At 40.4% G+C, this 20,816-nt stretch carries 26 protein-coding genes and 1 other annotated feature; of the genes, 5 read left to right on the top strand and 21 right to left on the bottom strand.

Going from position 1 to position 20,816, the window contains the following annotated elements:
- Nucleotides 1-395 precede the first annotated feature (395 nt).
- The 5 genes from GON05_RS23705 to GON05_RS40125 all read right to left on the bottom strand — a co-directional run bounded on the left by GON05_RS23705 (nt 396) and on the right by GON05_RS40125 (nt 3,543).
- Nucleotides 396-812 carry an HIT family protein gene (locus GON05_RS23705; RefSeq protein WP_157322526.1) on the bottom strand — a complete coding sequence of 139 codons (417 nt, stop codon included), beginning with the start codon at nt 810-812 and terminating at the stop codon, nt 396-398.
- A gap of 72 nt (nt 813-884) precedes the next feature.
- On the bottom strand, nt 885-1,700 hold the full coding sequence (locus GON05_RS23710) for a class I SAM-dependent methyltransferase (RefSeq protein ID WP_157322528.1): 816 nt from the start codon (nt 1,698-1,700) through the stop codon (nt 885-887).
- 41 nt (nt 1,701-1,741) lie between these two features.
- Nucleotides 1,742-1,963, bottom strand: a binding site (T-box leader).
- A gap of 174 nt (nt 1,964-2,137) precedes the next feature.
- Nucleotides 2,138-2,347, bottom strand: a complete 210-nt coding sequence (locus GON05_RS23715) for a hypothetical protein (RefSeq protein ID WP_246239389.1) — start codon at nt 2,345-2,347, stop codon at nt 2,138-2,140.
- A gap of 94 nt (nt 2,348-2,441) precedes the next feature.
- Nucleotides 2,442-3,197 (bottom strand): creatininase family protein, encoded by a 756-nt coding sequence (locus GON05_RS23720; RefSeq protein WP_157322530.1) that lies wholly within the window; start codon nt 3,195-3,197, stop codon nt 2,442-2,444.
- Nucleotides 3,198-3,390: 193 nt separating this feature from the next.
- Nucleotides 3,391-3,543 (bottom strand): GNAT family N-acetyltransferase, encoded by a 153-nt coding sequence (locus tag GON05_RS40125; protein ID WP_157322532.1) that lies wholly within the window; start codon nt 3,541-3,543, stop codon nt 3,391-3,393.
- 329 nt (nt 3,544-3,872) lie between these two features.
- Between GON05_RS40125 and GON05_RS23730 the strand changes: the two genes are divergently transcribed.
- Entirely contained in the window at nt 3,873-5,393 is a 1,521-nt protein-coding gene (locus GON05_RS23730) for a hypothetical protein (RefSeq protein WP_157322534.1), read from the top strand.
- A gap of 202 nt (nt 5,394-5,595) precedes the next feature.
- Here the strand turns inward: GON05_RS23730 and GON05_RS23735 are convergent, their stop codons facing one another.
- The 8 genes from GON05_RS23735 to GON05_RS23770 form a co-directional block, all read right to left on the bottom strand.
- On the bottom strand, nt 5,596-5,928 hold the full coding sequence (locus GON05_RS23735; RefSeq protein WP_157322536.1) for a hypothetical protein: 333 nt from the start codon (nt 5,926-5,928) through the stop codon (nt 5,596-5,598).
- 153 nt (nt 5,929-6,081) lie between these two features.
- Entirely contained in the window at nt 6,082-6,708 is a 627-nt protein-coding gene (locus GON05_RS23740) for a nucleotidyltransferase family protein (protein WP_157322538.1), read from the bottom strand.
- A 201-nt stretch (nt 6,709-6,909) separates the two neighbouring features.
- A complete protein-coding gene (locus GON05_RS23745) occupies nt 6,910-7,155 on the bottom strand; it encodes a hypothetical protein (RefSeq protein WP_157322540.1) in 246 nt (81 codons plus the stop codon).
- A gap of 198 nt (nt 7,156-7,353) precedes the next feature.
- On the bottom strand, nt 7,354-7,881 hold the full coding sequence (gene pyrE / locus GON05_RS23750; RefSeq protein WP_157322542.1) for an orotate phosphoribosyltransferase: 528 nt from the start codon (nt 7,879-7,881) through the stop codon (nt 7,354-7,356).
- Nucleotides 7,882-8,050: 169 nt separating this feature from the next.
- A complete protein-coding gene (locus GON05_RS23755) occupies nt 8,051-8,728 on the bottom strand; it encodes an S-layer homology domain-containing protein (RefSeq protein ID WP_157322544.1) in 678 nt (225 codons plus the stop codon).
- 30 nt (nt 8,729-8,758) lie between these two features.
- Nucleotides 8,759-8,959: a hypothetical protein gene (locus GON05_RS23760; protein WP_246239390.1), complete on the bottom strand. Its 201-nt coding sequence runs from the start codon at nt 8,957-8,959 to the stop codon at nt 8,759-8,761.
- A 24-nt stretch (nt 8,960-8,983) separates the two neighbouring features.
- Nucleotides 8,984-9,646, bottom strand: a complete 663-nt coding sequence (locus GON05_RS23765) for a CPBP family intramembrane glutamic endopeptidase (RefSeq protein WP_157322546.1) — start codon at nt 9,644-9,646, stop codon at nt 8,984-8,986.
- Nucleotides 9,647-10,021: 375 nt separating this feature from the next.
- Nucleotides 10,022-10,228 (bottom strand): helix-turn-helix domain-containing protein, encoded by a 207-nt coding sequence (locus GON05_RS23770; protein ID WP_127454443.1) that lies wholly within the window; start codon nt 10,226-10,228, stop codon nt 10,022-10,024.
- Nucleotides 10,229-10,699: 471 nt separating this feature from the next.
- On the opposite strand from GON05_RS23770, the gene GON05_RS23775 reads away from it, so the two are divergent.
- The gene (locus tag GON05_RS23775; protein ID WP_127454445.1) at nt 10,700-11,104 is read left to right on the top strand and encodes a helix-turn-helix transcriptional regulator; all 405 of its coding nucleotides are present in this window, start codon (nt 10,700-10,702) and stop codon (nt 11,102-11,104) included.
- A 74-nt stretch (nt 11,105-11,178) separates the two neighbouring features.
- Here GON05_RS23775 and GON05_RS23780 read toward each other — a convergent pair whose 3' ends face one another.
- From GON05_RS23780 to GON05_RS23790, 3 genes are all read right to left on the bottom strand, one after another.
- Nucleotides 11,179-12,306, bottom strand: coding sequence for a peptidoglycan-binding domain-containing protein (locus tag GON05_RS23780; RefSeq protein ID WP_309492730.1), 1,128 nt, complete (start codon nt 12,304-12,306; stop codon nt 11,179-11,181).
- Between the two features lie 217 nt (nt 12,307-12,523).
- Complete coding sequence (locus GON05_RS23785; protein WP_157323223.1) at nt 12,524-12,826, bottom strand: Dabb family protein; 303 nt, start codon at nt 12,824-12,826, stop codon at nt 12,524-12,526.
- A gap of 112 nt (nt 12,827-12,938) precedes the next feature.
- Nucleotides 12,939-13,844 (bottom strand): ATP-dependent DNA ligase, encoded by a 906-nt coding sequence (locus GON05_RS23790; protein WP_157322548.1) that lies wholly within the window; start codon nt 13,842-13,844, stop codon nt 12,939-12,941.
- A gap of 220 nt (nt 13,845-14,064) precedes the next feature.
- On the opposite strand from GON05_RS23790, the gene GON05_RS23795 reads away from it, so the two are divergent.
- Nucleotides 14,065-14,532, top strand: coding sequence for a ferritin-like domain-containing protein (locus GON05_RS23795; RefSeq protein ID WP_157322549.1), 468 nt, complete (start codon nt 14,065-14,067; stop codon nt 14,530-14,532).
- Nucleotides 14,533-14,599: 67 nt separating this feature from the next.
- On the opposite strand, the gene GON05_RS23800 is transcribed toward GON05_RS23795, so the two are convergent.
- The 5 genes from GON05_RS23800 to GON05_RS23820 all read right to left on the bottom strand — a co-directional run bounded on the left by GON05_RS23800 (nt 14,600) and on the right by GON05_RS23820 (nt 18,769).
- Nucleotides 14,600-15,370, bottom strand: a complete 771-nt coding sequence (locus GON05_RS23800) for an RnfABCDGE type electron transport complex subunit D (protein ID WP_157322551.1) — start codon at nt 15,368-15,370, stop codon at nt 14,600-14,602.
- Nucleotides 15,371-16,264 (bottom strand): FAD:protein FMN transferase, encoded by an 894-nt coding sequence (locus GON05_RS23805; protein ID WP_157322553.1) that lies wholly within the window; start codon nt 16,262-16,264, stop codon nt 15,371-15,373.
- Nucleotides 16,264-16,689 (bottom strand): FMN-binding protein, encoded by a 426-nt coding sequence (locus GON05_RS23810; RefSeq protein ID WP_157322555.1) that lies wholly within the window; start codon nt 16,687-16,689, stop codon nt 16,264-16,266. Before GON05_RS23810 ends, GON05_RS23805 begins: the two co-directional genes overlap by 1 nt.
- Nucleotides 16,690-16,790: 101 nt before the next feature.
- Complete coding sequence (locus tag GON05_RS23815; protein ID WP_185157243.1) at nt 16,791-18,083, bottom strand: sensor histidine kinase; 1,293 nt, start codon at nt 18,081-18,083, stop codon at nt 16,791-16,793.
- Entirely contained in the window at nt 18,083-18,769 is a 687-nt protein-coding gene (locus tag GON05_RS23820) for a response regulator transcription factor (RefSeq protein ID WP_181646680.1), read from the bottom strand. Before GON05_RS23820 ends, GON05_RS23815 begins: the two co-directional genes overlap by 1 nt.
- A gap of 297 nt (nt 18,770-19,066) precedes the next feature.
- Here GON05_RS23820 and GON05_RS23825 point away from each other — a divergent pair, with 297 nt between their 5' ends.
- Nucleotides 19,067-19,978, top strand: coding sequence for a CapA family protein (locus GON05_RS23825; protein ID WP_246239392.1), 912 nt, complete (start codon nt 19,067-19,069; stop codon nt 19,976-19,978).
- A gap of 6 nt (nt 19,979-19,984) precedes the next feature.
- Nucleotides 19,985-20,752 carry a YheC/YheD family protein gene (locus GON05_RS23830; protein WP_157322561.1) on the top strand — a complete coding sequence of 256 codons (768 nt, stop codon included), beginning with the start codon at nt 19,985-19,987 and terminating at the stop codon, nt 20,750-20,752.
- Nucleotides 20,753-20,816: the final 64 nt, after the last annotated feature.

Consider the following 20,816-nt stretch of genomic DNA (forward strand, 5'->3'; position numbering starts at 1 on the left):
CAGTTGTGGTTACGAAGTTACTTCGCTTTTTTTTTTTTTCCGCAGGCCTCCACAGATAAGAACGTCATCTTTCTGCCCGCAACCACTGGGGTTTACAGAGTTAGCCTTTGGCGACTTCGGATTTCGCCATGACATGGTGGCTCATCCGACTAACCCTGCCTCTAACCCAGTTCGTGTACCTTGGCTCGTGCATTTGCCTCCAACTTCCTTCGGATTCCACCTCGCGATGGACACCCTTGCTCTTGGCTAACGGTAGGCGTTCGCCAGCCCCCGTTCGGGACTTTCACCCTAGAGATGACGCCCATGCTGGGCGTACATGAAAAAGAGCAATTGCCGTAGCGGCAACTGCTCCTATATCGCTAAACTATAGTTCACCGTTAAATACACACGAGGAATTAGTTAAACTTCGCAATTAGCTTTTTTACTAATTCGGTGGCATCTCTTACTTCACATGACTTTTCCTGTGTAATAAATTTAATACCTTTGGTTGCACTTTGACCCATTCGCGGGATGAAATGTGCGTGGAAATGTGGAACTCCATCGATCGTTACAAGAGAATATACCCGTTCCGCACCAGTGATCTCTTTCAAGATTGAATAGAGTTTCTTAACCAGATATCCATACGTTCTAGCCTCTTCATCAGTCATTTCAGAGAAATCCAGGAAATGTCGTTTTGATTCTATCAATAATTGTCCTAGAACTGATTGCTCAGTAGGAAAATGGCAAACCATCCAGTGCTCATCTTCATAAATATACCCACCAGGTGGTTGGTTAGAAATTCCGTTATGTTTGTCACAAATGAAGCAAGACATGCACATCACCTCCTTCAAATTATTCGTCGGCTACCTTAATTTATCTATCGTTCTTTGTTTTTTAAAATTAGCTTATACTTTTAATTTCTTTCTGCCTATGTAAAGTAAATGAGATGATACTCCTAATACTGATGGATCCCCGGCTATTCTTATAAGTAGTTCAATTAACTTTTCTTTTTCACCTTGGTCGGTCCAATATTGTTTCTGTTCGTTGTTTATTAATGCACCGAGATTTGAAGAACCAATTAAGTCAATCGTTTCGAACCCATGGTTCTCCATGAATGGTTTGATATCTTCAATATTGTAATAATATGCGCCTGTAAAACGACCTTGATCAGTGTGATTAAAAATTCCTTCATCTATGAATTTATTAATGGTATCTATATTATCATTTGGTTTCCAAAATGTCGGGAAGAGCAAGGAAGTAAGTAACATCCTCATTCGACTTTGGAAAGCTACAAAAACGATACCGTTATTCTTTGTCACACGATGCAATTCCCTAACAGCAGCTATTCGATCATTTTCGTTCTGCAAATGATACAAGGGGCCTAACATAAGAGAAGCATCGAAATTTTCATTTGAAATTTCCTTTAAATTAGTAGCATTCAACGAATGGAACCCGCTAAATTTCTCAGTTAATCCCAGCTCATCTGCCTTTTCTTTTGCCATCTCGACTAATTTAGGTGTGATATCAGAGAGGGTCACGTTATATCCTTGTCTTGCTAATTCAAACGAGTATTTTCCTGGTCCCGCGCCATTATCTAAGATAGAGCCAGAATTCGGCAAGTATTTCTTTATATAATGCCAATTAATAGTGAATTCGAGTGGTTCTCTATCTAACCTTCCCCACTCATCAAAACTTGAATAATACTCAATAACATTTTTCATATTTATTCCCTCCTTTTTTAAACACAAAAAACCTATCGCCTCAAAGAGGCGATAGGTTTTACCTTCGCGGTACCACTCTTTTTGATTTGCAACAAGATTTATCACAAATCCTTAGGACCAGATTACGGAGGTTACCCGTTAAGACTTACTAACTTCAGTCTAACCGCTTATGGGTGAGTTGGGGTACCTATACACTGTCTCGCACCAGGCGACAGTTCTCTGGGCAATAGATATTCCTTAATAATCCCAATCATTGCGTTTGAAATATATAATTTTGAATTATTACGCCAGTATATAATCCCAAATAATTCCTGTCAATCTAATATTTAACCATCGATCAAATACCGAAGACAGGGAGCGTTTGCCGGCTGCTGTCGTGTTGTGACAAACTTTCGTTCTGCGTTAGTTCAACAACCAATTTATTAACTGAAATTAAACTATAGATCAACTCCAATTTTTTTAAGTTGCTCTTCCAAATTCCAGCCCTGTGGTTTTGATGGCTTACTACTGAACCAATTAGAACCATAGTCAACCCATCTCTTCCTGTATTGTTCAATTGATTCTGGTTCATTTTTAGCGTCATCATCAAAACCCGCCTGGAACCCACAGCAATCGCAGATGTTAAACATAGGAAGTCCATTTTCCATATACTGAGGCATTTCTAATTGATCCCATCCGCACACTACACATATGTACACTAGAAGTTCTCCTCTATAAACTAACGTTCTTTCATTAAGTTAATCAACCTTGAGTTTTTCGACGGAATCCTTCTTCAAGGATTCGTTTAAGACCTTCAGTCCTCTTTTGAATAAAGGTGATCCAAAAAATCTTGCCCTTATCCGCTAATTCTTCTTGTGAATAGATCCCTACATCATACTTTCCCCAACAACCATCCTTGGTAAGCTTATCCCATCCTAAATAATCAGCATAAAGACGGTTCTCTGAAGGTATTTCTGAACCCATAGAGTGAGATTTAACTAGTTCAGGACAAAGCCACATAGCCGTACAAACGGACAATAGACCACCATGCATTTCATTTAAGCCTTTCAAACCGGCTGCTTCAACTGCCTCATTCCACGCAAGATGACTATTGTGATTTGCGGAAATCACAATAATTTCCGGGTATTTGTAATTGATATGTTTAACAAATGCCCCCTCCCAGTAAGAACCGCCATGTCCGGTGCAGACCAAGAATTTTCTAAATCCTTGTCTTATCAGGTTGCAAACAATATCCTCCAACATAGCTGTTAAGATGTTGGGACTTACAGTAACTGTTCCCTTGAAATTGGCATGTTCTTCGGAGGTATTAAAAGGGATTGTAGGCAACACATAAGCATTCAATTCGTTTCCATATGCGGTCGCATATAACTCAGCTATAAGCGTATCTAAATGCATAGGCAAGTACGGTCCGAATTGTTCCGTAGCCCCAACGGATAGAACAGCTGTATCAATACCACTATTTGAAATTTCCAATGTCGTGTTTTTAAAATTTAGCATTCTTGCACTCCTTAAGAAGATAATTGCTGTACCAGTAAATTGTACCATCAATTAAGCACTAGAGAATGTTTATATAAAAACTTACGTACGACTTGGTATTAACTTCATCTCTCGTTACTTTAATAGACTGAGGCAACAGATCATGTGCCGGATGCCGTAATATCCTTCTCGTTCGAAGAACTGATGAGCTCTTTCACAGGTTGCTTAGAAGCACAATCCAATGACAATTTTTTGACCTATAATATTCCTCGACATGTTGTAAGAGTAGCTGTCCAATATTCTTACCACGGTGATTAGAATCAGCGGCTTCTTTTTCACAGCCATTTAAACGTTTTGTTGTTTTCAATTATTTGTAATATCAAAGAAACTTTTTCCACATGTTATCGTCTGAAGTATATGTCCTTAATACGTGGAGGTGTTTTGGTTGAGATCATTTATATTTGAAGTTTTATTTTTTAAAAATTGCTTTTATAATTTCGGCTAGGTATTTCATTTTCAATAGCCCCAATTAGCGATAACAATTGCTTTGAAGAATGGATAAATAATCAATTCTAATCAGAAAACAAAGACTCACCACTGCTTACAAAATTATTCAATCTGTGCGCTCTGATTCCCTATTCTAGGCAATCCCGCTCCTTTCAAAATAATTAGATTTTTATAAGGATGTGTATTTGTATGAAAAAAAGGATTTTATTTGGACTAGTTGCTTTGATTGGTATCTATCTGTTACCGAGCACTGCACAAGCTGACAATGGTGCTGTGAAAATTCATATTGCTAACTTTCCCATTAAAGTTAATGGGCAGCTTGTTGATAATAAAAAAAGCCGTTTTCCTTTTATCGTTTATAAAGATATTACTTACGCTCCGCTTAATTGGGATACATTACAGGAACTTGAACTTGACTCTGACTGGAGCGAATCTAATGGTTTAACCGTTTACAGAAGCTGTTGTACCTCCCCCTATTGGATGAAAAAAGCATTAGAGAAACAGCCATACACGCAAGAACTTACATTTAATCAATCCACAAATATTACTTACACAGCCCAAGTCAGTCAGTATCCAATCCAAATTTGGGGCGAGCATATTAAAAATGAAGATGAACTGTTCCCCTTTCTGGAGTTTCGCGATGTCACCTATCTACCACTAACCTGGAAATTTGCCCATACACAATTGATGATAGACTTGAAGTGGACTACTGTAGAGGGTCTTTCTATTTGGAGTGGGCAGGATATGGTTATGACACAAATAGTTGATGACGATGATGAAGCGCTTTACATTAGAGCAGGATATTCCGTAGATGCTCCCAGCAAGATGATAAAAGTGTCAAAATCCTTAAAGGAATCTCCAGTATGGCTCGATGACGTGAAGGCGAAAAATATTGAAGACAAGTTAGCCGAAAATGAAATGCCTATAGCAAAAGGTATGAAAGGAACTAGCATCGAGATTGAAAACCAAGAAGGTAAACTATATTACAAAGGCCATCCATTGGGTCAGCTAAAGGAAGAAGAACAGCACATATTAGGAGACACGACACTTCGAATTGAGGGAACTTTGTATCCAATCGATGATAGAAGGCAGCTCATTGCCATCTATTCCTATTTTCCCATTGCTGTTATCGGTCCTCCTCCGAATAGCCGCTTTCAGTTATTTTCAATTATTGATGGTCAAACGCAGGCAGTGACTGACTTCCCCTTCCTACCACAGTTTGTTCAAAAAAATGCGGACGGATCCGTATGGATTGCAAGCGAACGGAGAGCGGCTAGAAAAGGCTACTATCCAGGTTCCGGCAGAATCGCTGTGATGGATCTAAATGGTAACATTCGAGTGGCGAACACAGTTCTAAATCAACAAGATGTTTCCCCATTGGGTTTAACAAGCTCAAGTAATAGTGTAGTTAATGAAGGAGGAAAAATGCTCGTTCGTCTCTATGGAATACCGAATAAAGAAGGCAGCCTTGGAGAAATTGCCCCCTCTATCGTTCAATCGGCTGAAGTGATACAAAATGGCATCTATGAAGTGGACACGAACTTTCATTTACGCAGGCTATCTGGAGCACCTGATGATCAAGAAGAACTATACTTATATAAAGATAAACTTGGAGATGTATATACAATTAACCATTACAGCAACACCATCACCAACTGGACAAAGGATCGTTACAAAACTTGGACTGATCGTGAACTTCTGAACAGATAAAATTCAATTACTGTATGTACTTTTATTGTGAAATAAAGCTTAAACCAATTATCTATGCAGGCAGCACGGATTATGCGAGTTGCCTGCATAGTCCTGCTTATTGACTAAGACATCGTCAGCCTCACTTTGTAGTTTATTTAACCAACTTTCACCTTTAACTTAACAATATAAATTTAAAAGTCTGGTAATAACGGAACATCCATTATAGATATTTTTGAAAAAATCCATAGTTTGTCCAATACTCAATTTTATCTACAATTTCTTTTGTATTCCTACTTTGAAAATATTCTAATGGGTTTTCCCAATTATAATCTTTAATTAAAAATAGTTCATATGTACCGTTCTTATCACTATTTGGATACCAACCCAAGTCGAGAACAAGATTATATTCGTTATTGGTAATTTGTAATAAGCCTTCAACAAAATATGCAGCAAAATCATCACAATTATCAGGTTCGCATTCATAAAAGTTATTAAATTCTACCATCCATCCTCCCAATAATCTTATTGGTTGAATTTCATATGGTTTATTCATAAACTGCACCTCTTTTTATTTCCTACTTCCAAAATCCTGCCATTTATTGCGGAAAAGGCAACCGAGCAATCTGCTCGGTTGCCCTCGTATCTCTGCAGTTACGTTCTACGTCTTGATACAGTCCTAGTTTATTATTAAACAAACGTTTTTCGATTAGTTAATGATTATATCCATTTCATTGTAAAAATAAATTAAATTCTCTTTTGATAATGCAATTTGAATTAATTTATTATCGTAACCATATTTTTTAAATGATGCCAAAATAGATTGTATCCTATCAGTTCTTTTTCGTCTTAAATTCGATTCTAACTGTATTTCTAAAGGCACCGTACGAATTATGTGCTTTCCAAAGTATATTTCCCTAGAATGACTCCATACGAATTGCCCACCTTCCCAAATCCCCTCTCCATCTAACGAATCTGGTATACCAGCAGAATTGGAAATTTGAACAATTTCAACTTTGAAATCTTCTATTAACCAGCAACCCTTTGTCCATGTGAATCCTGAGCCAAAGGTTTGGGTAAATGTTGGTTCTTCTAATGATGATAACCATTTTTCCCCATGAGGAGGCTCACATTTAGACACTAGCGAGAACTCTTTAAATAAGTCTGCAATTTGTTCTACTTCTTCTTTATTTTTTACATAAATATCTACATCACCTGGCGACATCTCACATCCCTGCAAAACGGATCCGACCGAACCAACTAATAACCATTCTAAATTTGATCTTGATTCTAAACATTCACATACCTTTGATAACGCTCTTTCCCACTTAGTCACCTAATTCACCTCATAACAAGACACTCAAAAAGTTAATATGAATTATTAAGATATCATTCTGGGAGTCACCACTTTTTTCCTTCATTCCATTGAATATCTACGGATTTAACTAGACTACCGATTCATGCCGGCAGCCGCGGTGTCATTCTTGAGCTATAGTTCTTTCGTTAGTGCAAAAAAGTTCAATATTACCGTACCCTATTACTCCTCTATTTCAACTAATTCCTCATCATCTCCAATGATTTCAAGCACTGGCTTTGTAAAAGCTTTCTGAACTGAATCTAACGTCAATTCTAAGCCCACTTTGCTCTCACCACTAAGTACATTTTTACCCCAAATCCATGATGTGGGTTTGTCATTTTCATAATAAACTTCGCAAACATCATAAGAAACAAGCCCATTTTTCCAATTTTTTTTAACAACTCTATAATTCCAATAATTATCCAAATAATTCCCCCTGAGGATAGCCCATAAACAAACATAATATGAGTATTGAAGTCAGCATTTATGATTTCATTAGGTGCATACTTTTTAAATTTTCCTTCAAAATAAAATTCTAACTGCCTAAAGTCTTCGTGCGGAAACGGCCTTTTTTGTTTCAATAAAATCTGTGCCACCTCTTAGAGGCACCGATTTATTCGTTGTTTATTTTACACTTTCGAGTAGATCATCCATCTTGAATAAAGAATTAAACTCTAGTCCAGTTTCTTCGAGATTATCTCTTCCCTTTTGATCACGTTCAATGACACAGAGCACATTTTGTACAATTGCACCGACTTCCTTTAGATCAGCTGCACTTAACAGTATTTGACCACCAGTGGTAACAACGTCCTCGATAATACACACTCTTTTCCCTAAAATATTCATACCTTCGGCAAGCTTGCAAGTACCATATTCTTTACCTTTTTTTCGTACGAAGACAACAGGAATTCCTGTTTTAAGTGAAAGTGCAGTTGCAATGGGGATGCCCCCCATTTCTAGACCAGCCAGTACTTCAATTCCTTCAGGAATCAACTCTGATAATTGCTCTGCAATTTGATTTAACAGAGCTGGGTTTGATTCGAATAAATATTTATCAAAGTATTGATTTGAAACTTGACCAGAACGCAGTTTAAACTCCCCTGTTAGGTGTGCCGTTTCATAGATTGCTTTAGCAAGCGCAAACTTCCCCATTTAGCATCCTCCTGTTAGTAAGCTATATGTATATTTTACCATGCCATTATACCACGCAAATCTGCCCGTTACTTGAATGAGCAAAAAGAGGAGATGCCGCGAAGCATGCCCTCAACAATGGTTCCTCGTTAACGTAATGAAATCATACCCTCTACCAAATTCAACAAAATTATCTTAATCGATCACCTTCGGAGTTCCTACAGCCGCAATAACTTACCGTTAAGTCATCCAAACCGAGAAGGACCATTTGACGAGTAATTGGGATCGAACCATAGAATGATCCTTCAGAACGTAGATATGGAAACAATTTTAAAGCTAGCGCCACATACCCTTTTGCATAATTGGATACTGTTTCATCGCTTCCTGCTTGCGTTTGTTTACCCTCTGCATCTTTTCCTTGAGCGCGAATTAAAAAAACAGCAAACTGCTCTTTGGTGACCAACCCACTAGGATTGAAATGATCGATCTCTATACCATCAGTAATACCCGATTCGCGAAGTGCTTCTATAAAAGAAAGCTTGTCTCCATATACGGGATCATCTGACCTCACATCATTGAAACTAGAAATTTTCAATGTATTGTTTATTGTTATTCCTACGGAAAGAGCCACGATCTTCGCGAACTCAGCACGGGTTATCGTTTCATTGACACCGAATCTTTCTTCCGAGATCCCCTGAATTAAGCCTTCATTTAACCATTTGTCTACTTTAGCCTTCGTTTTCTCATCCAAGCCGATAAGGTCTTTGTAATCAGCAGATGTTTTCGCAATAGCGGTATGAGTCTCTGCATTTGCTGTGATTAATGTGAGTACAATACACAAGTAGATAAACAGTGATTTTTTCCGCAATAAAATCCACACCTCTCCAAGATATTTACCTTATATTACCATATTACTTGAATAAGAGGGATTATTTCTATTCTCACTTAAAAGCTTAATAATTTCAGGCATGAAGATATCCTCAATAATGACAGTTTCTAATACCTCACCATGATACTCAATTAATTTTTTATAATCATTACCAGTTGAAGGTAAGAAACTTAGCATAACCCTTAAAAGTCCCTCCGATTTTTTGCTCATAAAATCGAGCTTGCTCGAGAGATATTACTTTACGTACTGCATATTTATGATCACAATTCCAAGATCGGCAAACATATGGCTTATAATCGGAATGAGTATCGAACCCGTACGGTGGCGAATCCATCCCCATATTACACCTGCTGCAAAAATAGGAACCACAGCGACAGCGTTAAGCGGCCAACTGAATACCGGTATTATGACGATCAAATGATAAGAGGCAAACCAAAAAGAAGCCTGAAGCAAATTTTTCACAGAACCAAGGCTTTGTCCGATCCTGTGATATAAGTATCCGCGCCAATAGATTTCTTCTAAAAACGGATTGAGCAGTACCAATATGAGTAGCAATAGTACGGAGTGGTCACCGGAAAAATTCCACTCTTCTAACAAGTATCTCAATCGCTCGATATCGAACAACATGTCTTGCAAATAATAAGCACCAATTAGGAGAGTAACCAGAAAAAAGAGCCCCAAGCTAAGTCCAACTATCATTTGACGGAGGGATGCTGTAAGTCCCCAATCGCCAATCGTACGGGCCAGCCTATTCTTTCGACATACAAGGTAGTCCATAAACGGTATAATACCTATCCAACTGTAAAAGAGCACAAACGTAAGTATTACACTGTGTCCAACATGAATTCCAAGTGCCACTAATACAGATGGGGCTAGTCCTATCACATAGCGGTTCATAATAATCTCCCTATCCGAGAATTTTGCCAAAAATCAGATAGTGATATCATAACGGGAAGAGTTCGCTAAACATAGTACTAACATAGTATAGTACCTGTCTGAAGAAAATAAAGTTATAGATTGGATTTGTTGATTCTACGAGGATTTCTGAATGGCGGCGTGAATACGGTGCTATGTGAAGTACCCTCTATGAAGGAATTGCATTCAAAATCGGTTACAATTCTGTGTTTATTCTGAATCTCTGGATTCGTTTACCGACTTCATATAGTCCCCACAAATTTATTTATATTCACAATAAAAACCTCCCATTAGCCCTATTAAATCTAGGTTTTTCAATGAGAGGTTGTAATCTGTTGTCTTGAACTATTTCTACTATTAATAAATCCGAAATACATCTTCCAAATCCTTCTCCAACAAATCACTTAATTTCTTCGCGGTTGCAGGTCCCACCGACTTCAACGATCTCTCCAGCAAGCTGATATAGGAATGACTTAAACCCGAGTGTTTTGCCAGCTCCCTTTGGGAGTACCCTTTGATTATTCGAGCCTTCACAAACGAATCGGTCTTAGCCATGATCCTCATATCTCTGCTCTCCTCCCCTTTTACATATATCTAAAAAAAACCAATAAGTCTCATTTGAAAATCGGATTATTCATGTCCTTGCTCAAACCTATTAAAAATTCTAAATGCGCTAAGAAAAGAGTAGATTAGTATCTAATCTCATTATTCACGCTCACTTTAGCCTCGAAAACCAATTGTTTACAAAAGTTAACATTCGCTAACAAACTTTATTTTCAAGTAACGCACTTTATTTTCCGGTAACTATCTTTATTTTGCCAGATTATATCATCCCTGCTCTCCTTCTGTTCTCATCTTGTTCCCCTAGTACCTATTATATCACAAAATTTAACTATCGCAACCAAAATTGTTTACTTTAAACAACATTCATCTTGGATATTTCCCACGCGCCGCTCAGTGTACTTACTTTTGTATACATGATATTATTAAAATGTTTACTACTGTTTACTTTTCAAATCGCGAGGGTGAAAATACATGTATTTTTATGATAAATTACGAGATTTGCGTAAATTAAAAGGTTTTACTCTGCGGGAATTAGCTGACCGTTCTGGCGTTTCTGCGGCATACATCTCCCAGTTGGAAAACGGAAATCGCGGCATCCCTTCTCCGGAAGTGTTGATGAAACTCTCCGAAGGACTCAACACGTCGTATTCTGAGCTTATGGACCTCGCCGGATACTTGGAATCATCACCTTCCACAGAGAAATTCCAGAGCAACCCTGTGAATTTACGGAGGTTTCTGCGCGAGAATGAGCTGATGTTCGATGGTTTTCTTTTAACCGATGAAGACAAAGAATGGGTAGAGCGGATGCTGACCGTTTTATTTTGGAAGCAGCGTCAGGAATCAAAACTTGAGGATGGTCAAACGACTCAGGGATAAACAACTAAAAAAGCCCATTTCATCCTATAAGAATGAAACAGACTTTTCCAGATAGTTACTCTACTTTATCCCTATTAGTCTTCATCATCTGACAGACTACCGTTACCGTTGCCGTTTCCATTGCCATTCGTGCCATTTCCATTTCCACTGCCGTTTCCGTTCCCACTACCGTTACCATTTGGTGCTGGTGCCTGCCCGCCGTTACCATTCGGCGCTTTAAAGCCATTGCCGTTCGGTGCCGGCGCTCCATTGCCATTTGGCATTGGTGCCTGTCCTCCGTTACCATTTGGCGCTTTATAACCATTGCCGTTCGGTGCTGGCGTAGGTGCTGCATTGCCATTTGGCATTGGTGTCTGTCCTCCGTTGCCATTCGGCGCTTTAAAACCATTGCCGTTCGGTGCTGGCGTAGGTGCTGCATTGCCATTTGGCATTGGTGTCTGTCCTCCGTTGCCATTCGGCGCTTTAAAACCATTGCCGTTCGGTGCTGGCGTCGGCGCTACTTGGCCTTGGCCACCACCTTGACCTTTGCCGCCTCCACCAAAGCCCTTACCTTCACCCTGGCCTTGACCGCCGCCTTGGCCACCTTGTCCGCCTCCGGTTCCGCCTTGACCTTTTCCACCTCCGCCAAAGCCTCTACCTTCACCATGACCTTGACCGCCGCCTTGGCCACCTTGTCCGCCTCCGGTTCCGCCTTGACCTTTGCCACCTTCGCCAAAGCCTCTACCTTCACCCTGGCCTTGACCGCCGCCTTGGCCACCTTGTCCGCCTCCGGCCCCGCCTTGACCTTTGCCACCTCCGCCAAAGCCTTTACCTTCACCATGACCATGACCACCGCCTTGGCCGCTTCCAGTTCCGCCTTGACCCGCTCCTTTAGCCCTTATATAAGCATATGTGATTGATTCGAGGGTCCGATTATCGACCGCGCCAGTTACGGGAAGTCCGTGTTTTTTCTGAAAATACTTAACTCCCCTAACAGTCACATCATCATAGTATCCGTTAATTTCACCTGAATAGCTGCCCAGTGTCTTCAGCATTCCCTGAATAACATATACGTCAGGACCATGCGCAGGTTTTCCTACTGCCCCTGCCAGGTTTGGCACATACAAGAGAAGCATGACTGACAGTATCGCAACACCAAGATATTTTCCCGCAAACCTAGTGATTTTCGTTCTTTGCTTGTCATTTTCCTTCCATTGTTGCACTAGCAGACACCTTCCTTAAGTTGAAAATTATTTTACCGCGGTAATACTTTTCCCAACTCTCTAGTGCGCTACTTCATTTCTATTATGGGAAATAAGGGTAAACTAACGGTCTTCCAATCCCTTAAGGTAACTGGTCTTTTTCCTGCAATGGAGTTTTCCCAAAAGCAAAAAAAGGACCGGCAAAAGCTGCCAGCCCCTTCCTATCAATCCGCCAACACTATTTAATAGGGTAATCAATCACAACCACATTATCAAGGATACCTTTGAGTGACTGCACAAATTCCTGATGAAGAGGATGGGGACCATATTGCTGTAAAAACTCGCGATCTTGGAAAGTCACCCGCAATCCCAGCGTGTATCCCTGCCTATTCCCCGTTTCTTCCGTCTCATTCACTCCTGCGGTAATTTCAACAATGCCCGGAATCTGGCCTTTGAACGACAGCAATTTCGCTATCAATTCCTGTTCCTTTGACGGAGCTAAAGTCTCCTTAAATTTAAAACAAACCATGTGTTCAAACATCACGTAGATTCAACCTCCTGATTGTAGTTATTCCTACCACAGATTTCATTCTATCATACTTATTTTACCAAGTTGCAATTTGCAAGAAGAACCTTGTTATTGTTAACAAATCTCAGTACGGCCAAACACAATCCTCAGCTCTCATATCTAAAAGAAATCCCCGAAATGTCGTTTTTTCCAACTGATGCATATCCGATCGATCCAGATAATCAATGCGGCAGCATAAGCGCGGCTCCACCCACTGCGTGTTGCCCTCTCTTACCGTGCAGAGCGGTGCAGCCAGCATAAGAAATAATTCCTTATCCGCCGTCGTAATACCCGTTGCCACTACGCCAACCGGTTTATGCCTCACCGTCCTGAAATTCAGCCCGATGATCAGCTCGAAAGGGTCTATTTTATACCCCAAAATTTCCACATGAATCGATTTCACAACCTTGATCTTAAGCCATTCGCTGCTTCGGCTAGCAGGCACATAAGTCGAGCTCTTCCGCTTGCCCACGATTCCTTCCATCTGCCGTTCTTTCATCATTTCGAAAAGCGCCTTCCCCTGCGTCTCCACAAACAACGTCGGCATCAGTACCGGTGTAGCATCAATGGATTCCGATAAACGCTTTTTCCGCTCCACTAAAGGCTCATCTAAATGCTCTCTGTCCGTATACAAAAGGTCAAAAGCAACAAAAGTCACTGGATGCGTATGCACAGCACGGGCTATTTTACCTGATTGACTGATCCGGTCCCGATACATAAAGTCATCAAACGCAGGTATACCATCACGCAGTACAATCCCCTCGCAATCCAAAATGGCAGAAGACGTCCTAATCGCACCTAGCGCATCCTGCAATTCCGGGAATTTGTGTGTGACCGCTCTCCCGCTCCGCGTGTAGGCTTCAATGCGGCTTCCCTGCTTATGGATAAGGATTCGAACGCCATCCCATTTCGGCTCAAAAATAAAGTGTTGATCGTCAAACGGCTCCCCACCAGCACTGACAGCCATTGGTTTGATAGCTGAAAACAACATAAAATCCCCTCCTGTTACCAGTTTGGGGATTTCATTAACGATCTAAACACGGTTTTCTCTCATCTGACTCTCCAACCACGCAAAAGCTTTCGTAAGTTCTTCCTTCGGTACACGGGCATTCCGATCACTGATTTCTGAATATTCTATTTACATTTACTTAGAACAATAAGAAATATTCGTACATAAAATGATCTCATTATAGAATCATTGGAGGATCAAGATGTATTGCATATATCCAAATCAATATCGTGCCACATTTCAACCAAAATGGAATGTAAACTTACAACAAGCTTTAGAATTAGTGAAATCATCTGTACAGGGTGAACGAAACGATGAGTTGTTCTACGATGAACTTATTAAGCTTGCACCAACTGCTGAACAGTCAGCCCTTATTGCCGCCATACGTGATGATGAACGAGGACATAATCAGATGTTTCGTGGTATTTATAAAGATCTTACTGGACAGGAGATCTATGGTGTCAGCAATGAACTATACCCGAAAGTACATTCTTATACTGAAGGATTTAAACAAGCTATCCAAGGTGAGTGGTCTGCAGTTGAGAAATATCGGCTAATATGGTTTGGTCTCCCTCCTGGTATTTATCGTGATACTTTGTATGGCATTATATTAGATGAGCAAAAACATGCAAGTAAATACAACTATTTGCTCACATTGAATCCAAAATAATTGATTTTATCCGAAGTTGCTCTTTTGGGTTCGACCATAAGAAAACCGCCTTCTAAGAAGGCGGTTTTTATTTCCTCGATCTAGCCACCTGATAGGCATTACTAATAAGCAGTCCGATAAATAAGTACATTAGGCCACCAAAAAAAACATAAACACCAACACCTACTATTGCGCTTAGCACACCAAAAATTACTTGATCCTTATTGGAGGCTGGCGAGGTTGGTGGGTCTGTCAGCATAAAGAGAGCAAAGAACAATGAAGCGTTTATAAAAGGCGGTCGAAATGCATCGGCAACTTCTCCGACATGCATGAACCCCATAAGAAGCAATAACAAAAAATATGCACTAAGAAATGAAAAAACTTGTGGGAATTTGTTCACGCGATTTGTAACCAAGTAACCGCCTACCAAAAGGAATCCAATTGTCCACACCGGTAGATCCCCAAATGCTCCCCACCAACTCTGCCCAGTTTGAAAAAAGAGAATAGACAAAAGTAGGCCGAAGGCGGCTGGATTAAATACCGGTTTTTTCTTAAAAACAATAAGGTGTTTAGATAGAATAGCCATGATTACAGTAATAACTATCAAATACCAAGAGGTTGTTGTACTTAAAATTAAGCCTATAATTATCCCTGTTATTACAGAACCATCTGCTAGCCATTTTTTTCTTTTACCTAACAGAAAACAGATCCAATCCATCCCTACTGCTGTAATCAGAGCAATCAAGACATTATAACTTCCTCTTAAATCTGAAGATAATACCTCAGCTATGATTAGAAAGGCTACCAAGCAAATAATAACATAGCTCTTTGGTTTTTTATGCCATGGATGAGTAGACATTTATATCCCTCCAACTCTTTCCACATGTAGCTTGTGTGTAATCAAAATCCCCTTCAATTCCATTTCAATCATCATTTTTTTGCCTTGATCCAACCCATATATACAAATAACCGTTGAGAAGACATCTGCCAACATGGCGTATGGAGCCACAATACTGCAGCTAATCAACTCATGAGGCGATTGCTTGCTGTTCGGGTTAATAATATGATGGATCTCTGCACTGACTTTGCTTTTACGTTCGTAGCCGCCAGATGTACATACCGATTCGTTCGATACTTCAATGGTTTCTATGATATGATCCTTGTGTACTGGATGTTGAATGCCAACTCGCCAAGCTTGGCCCATCTCATCTACCCCACCAGCAAAAAGATCTCCACCAGCATTAATAACGAAGCCCTGAAAACAAGCCAGCGTCCGGGAGGCGATGTCGATAGCAAATCCTTTCGCAACCGCTCCTAAATCAATTACCATTGGTTTATGCAAATACATCGAGCAATCTTGCTCTCGTAAGTCGATATCTCGATAAGTAGCCTTATCTGAAGCTAGATTCGAGCTAATTTTCCCTGTTAAATAATGCTGATTAAATCCATAATCTTCCATTGTTTTACCGATTGTTGGGTCAAATATCCCCTGGGTCCATTCCGCTACTTCCAAAGCAAACTTCAATGGTTGAAATAACCACGAGCTGATCTGAACATGAGTTCTAATCTGTTGAGAAGCCTTCATTAATTCACTATCCGGAGAGAAACGGCTGCATGCAAGTTCCACATTCCGAAATGCTTCAAATGCTTGCTCAATCACCGGCTCGACCTCAGTCACCGAAAGGGAGCTAACGACTTTTATTTCAACGACCGTATCCATAAATAACTTAGTTTTTTTAAAAATACGAACCATTAGACATTCCGCGCTTGTGTAAGTGCATTTTCTATAGCATCTTGAAAAGCTTGTGTACTATACGTTGCGCCTGAAACATTCTGTACTTGAGCGCTTTGTTTTTGTATGACTTCTTCTGGTAATCCAACAACGTCTTTTTCGGAATAATGCATGGCAAAGTGACTGATTTCGACGTCGGTTATTTTATCATTTGTAATGGTCACTTTTACTCCAATGGAACCACGCCGATTACTGCCACTTCCCTCGAAGGTGCCACTCTTATATTGGCTTTTGACCTGGCTGTTAACTGTATGAGTATTGGTTTGAATTTGCTTCTGTGGTTGAGATAGAACAGCTTGGGTTTCTGTCGTTATATATCCAACACTATATATGACGCCAATGGCTGTCGTACAAAGCACAACCCATTTTTTATCCATTTTGGCCATATTCATTCCTCCAACTTACACAAGAAGTACTTGTGATATCCTGCTTTACTTTTCATCTACTTCAATCATGATACATGATGTAAATGAAATTAAACTGAAATTCACTCTGGCTGGAATTCAATTTCGAATAGACTACCTTTCCCTTCTTCACTCGTTACATGAATGTAGGCACTGTGACTGGTCAGGATATCCGCGGCAATAGATAGACCTAATCCAGCGCCACCCAATTCTCGTGAACGTGCTTTGTCTACTCGGTAGAAACGTTCAAATATGCGCGCTAGTTCTTCCTTGGGTATACCAATTCCACTATCAGCAATTTGTAAAGTTGGTCTATCGTCTTGTGAAGTGAGATAAGTGATCGTTACTTGTCCACCAGGTGGTGTATACTTAATCGCATTATCAAGTAAGATATAAACTAACTGCTTGATTTGATCGAGGTTTCCGTGAATGAATGTAAGTTCATGTTCAATTACTGGGGCATCCAACTTTAAAATAATTCCTTTCGCAAGTGCCAGCGGCTGTATCGCCTGATACATTTGATGAGAAACTTGAACTATATTAATCTTATCCATCTTTATCGGAAGTGATTTCGAATCACTGCGGGCTAAAGTTAGTAATGACTCTACAAGTCGGATCATCCTTTTCACCTCATCCTGCAAACTATCTAGGATATGCTGTTCGAACTCTGGTAAGGTGTCCTTGCATTCCTCCAATAATTCAACCGATGAATGAATAACACTCAGTGGTGTCCTTAGCTCATGAGATGCGTTCGTTGTGAACTCAACCTGGCGAGCATAGGATTTTTTAATAGGGACCATTGCTTTGCCAGCAAAGAAATAAGCTAACCAGATTGCAATGGATAATAAAACAACGGTAGAAAGCATGAGGATTAGCCTGATTGTACGTAGAAGCGCTTCATTTGAGGATATGTCTATGGCCATCCAATATACGCCGCCAACGTCATTTAAAATTTGAGAACTGACTAGAAAGGTCTGTCTTTTCCCACTTTCATCTATATAAAACCGTTCACCCTTCTCACGTTTCATTTCATATCGTTGTGACCAATTTAATAGTTGATTGGACATTGAAGTGTAACGACTAGGTGAAATTTGGGTTTTCTGATCCGGACTCACCCAAACAATTAGTTCATCTGAAAGTAGGAATATCCACTCAACATTCTTACGGTCCACTTGTCGAATTCCTTTTGCTTGTTCCTCTACGCGATGCTCCCATTGCTGGGCCATTTTATTTTTGAGATCATCTAATTTCTGAATTTCATTGTGTTGGAGTGTTTTCTGTAGAAGCAGATAAAAAAAAGCAGTGATTAGGATGATGACAACGCCAAGGATACTGCCGAAAAATATCGTCAGTTGCTTTCTTGTTCGCTCGAACATCATTCTCCTCCCTCTACAGCCAAGCGGTAACCAAGTCCACGTACATTTTGTATGATTTTATCTGAAAATGGGTCGTCCAGCTTCTTACGCAGTAATTTAATGGTGGCATCAACTGTATTCAGTGTAATTTCCGCATCTATGCCCCATACTCGGTCACTTAACTGCTCTCTACTTAATATTTGTTTTGGATGCTGTGACATAAAAGACAACAATTGAAATTCGCGGCGTGAAAGAGGAATCGAAACCCCGTTTCTACTTACTTCAAATGTACTCTGGTCAATGACAAGTGTATCGCCAAATATTTTAGTATCCGCTTCCCAGTTCGTTTCCTTTCTACGATATAAGGCATGAAGGCGAGCAATCAATTCCTCAAAATCAAATGGCTTCACCAAGTAATCATCTGCACCGGCATTTAATCCTTGAACGCGGTCAGTAACGGAATCTCGTGCCGTTAGCATAAGGATAGGCGTCCGATTCTTCTTCAATCGGATTTCTTTACACAGTTCAATACCGGTTTTGTGTGGAATCATCCAGTCCAATATATAAATATCGAAGGTGACTCTTTCCATTAAATCCATTGCATACTCCGCATCTAACGCCCACTCCACCTGGTACAGTTGCTTTTTAAGCTTATATTGAATCAGCTCACCAAGCTTCACATCATCTTCAACCAGTAAAATATGCACAGACCTGCCACCAACTTCCTCAGTTTAATCGCTATAAAAAAGCATGAATCAAAAATAACACAGCAAAGGCTAGTCCACATTTTATGCGAAGTTCCATAACCAACCCTTTTTTCAAAGCAGCTAGTTTCGTCCAAATTTGCCATAAAACATAGATTGTGGCTACTCCGTTGTAATATACCCCATCTTTCTGAAAATGAAATGAAAAGCACAAAACCGAAAGTAACCGAGGGTGCCTAACTTACAAGCATTTGGCTGTTTATCGCATAAAGTGTAATCAAGGAAGGAGTGGTTGAATTGATGAAAATCACAATCGCTGCAGTCGGGGATTTGTTGATGAAGAAGCAGATGATCGCCTCAGCTGCCCGGGAAGGAGGATTCGCCCCTATTTTTTCGAAAGTGAAACCCTATCTGCGAAAATCTGATCTAACGATAGGTAATCTTGAGACGACCTTCTCCGGCAAACATTTCCGCGAAAAACCCGGAAAACTGTTGTTTAACTCTCCAGACAAATTCGCTGCTACGCTCCGGGACGTGGGCTTCGATGTAGTAGGCACAGCCAATAACCATTGTATGGACGGGAAACGATCTGGTTTGAGGCGAACATTAAACGTCCTCGATCGACACGGTCTGCGACATACGGGCACGTATCGCTCCGCCGAGGAAGCTGGCCGGAAACTGATTGTTAACGTGAAGGGAATTAAAATCGGAATATTGGCTTATACGAAAGGAACGAATGGGATTCGAGTCCCGGAGCCTTGGTTAGTCAACCGGCTAAACCATAAAAAAATAATAGCGGACGTGCGAAGCTTGAAGAGTCGAACAGATTTTATAATCGCCTGCCTACATTTCGGGAAAGAATTTCGAACTTATCCCGACCGCAACCAGATCCAGCTCATGCAGGTGTTGTTTCATCATGGTGTGAATGTAGTACTGGGAGCGCATCCCCATGTGCTGCATCCGATAAGATTATTTAAGGTGACGGACATCGACGGACTTACTAGAAATCGGGTAGCGGCGTCATCTCTAGGAAATTTCGTATCCACCGAACTTCCTCGGCATACAGCTAGACTGCGAGGAACAATCTTGATGTTAACCTTGACGAAAAATGCCAAAGGGATCACGGATGTGTTGAAAATATCACGTGTGCCAACCCGTATTTTACAAAATGTAGGGAAGAAAAACGTTTATCGGGTTGTACCGGATCGATAGAAAAGTATGAATACTGATGATTGGGGTGAAGGCATGGTTTACTGGAATAACAAGTTAGGCAAATACAAAGCCTTATTAACAAATGAGGAATTAGCTCTTAGTCTGCCACCCACAATTCTTGCAACCGAAGCAAACGTGGAGGGGATGTTGGGAAAATATCGAACCGTTTATCTAAAGCCGAGTAATGGCACCGGAGGCTATGGTATTTTTAAGTTGTCTCGCACGGATAGCCGATATCGGTTGGCGAACGGCACGCGGCACCGTTCATTCGCAACCTTTAAGGGAACGTATCGCGCATTTCAGCATGCCAAAAGGAAGAAAGTCTACTTGGTGCAGAAGGGCATCCCCTTACTCCACTATCACGGACTTCCGTTTGATCTGCGCATTATGATACAGCGAAACCAACACCATAAGTGGGAAGTAACCGGAGTTGTGGGACGATTAGCGAAACCTAATAAGGTCGTGACCAATTTCCATAGCGGGGGTAAGCCGATGCCAGTGGAAAAACTACTTTCCCCTTTTATGTCTAAAAAGGAGCAAGTTTCCTATGTGGAGTCGCTTAAGGTGCTAGGCATTAGGATTAGTAAACATATGAGTGGCATTTTCCCGAAATTTCGTTCATATGGGGTAGATATAGGCATTGATAAAGAAATGAAGCCATGGATCATAGAGGTCAATACACGTCCAGATAAATACATTTTTAATGCCCTTACCGATAAGCGGATGTTTCATAAAATTATACGATACGAAAGATTCACCAAATTAAGTAGATGATGTAATTCAGTTCTGGACAATAGAGGGGCTTTATGCCTGAAAACAACATAAAATCCCCTCCTGT

This window comes from Paenibacillus anseongensis (assembly GCF_009757995.1).
Lineage (GTDB): Bacteria > Bacillota > Bacilli > Paenibacillales > NBRC-103111 > Paenibacillus_E > Paenibacillus_E chondroitinus.